The sequence below is a fragment of the Pseudomonas sp. HMSC066A08 genome (genome assembly GCF_001813025.1).
Classification (GTDB): domain Bacteria; phylum Pseudomonadota; class Gammaproteobacteria; order Pseudomonadales; family Pseudomonadaceae; genus Pseudomonas; species Pseudomonas aeruginosa.
The window spans coordinates 1-204 of record NZ_KV811220.1; the positions used below are offsets into that span (position 1 = coordinate 1).

The 204-nt window shown below is 33.8% G+C and carries 1 protein-coding gene; it reads left to right on the forward strand.

Translation table 11 applies throughout. From position 1 onward, the window contains the following. The coding region (locus HMPREF2886_RS32725) for an ABC transporter transmembrane domain-containing protein (protein ID WP_139148375.1) at positions 1-204 on the forward strand (204 nt) is incomplete at both ends.

Consider the following 204-nt stretch of genomic DNA (forward strand, 5'->3'; position numbering starts at 1 on the left):
GTATTCAGCATCAATTACAACTCGCAATAGCTAAAAAAATCAGTAAAGTACCATTATCATTTTTTGCTCAATATGGCAGTGGAAATCTGCGACGTATTATCAATGATGATATAAAAAGCTTAGAAGGTTTTTTCGCACATATGCTACCTGATCTCGTCTCAGCCATAGTGACTCCCTTTATCGCTATTATATTACTTTTTTATG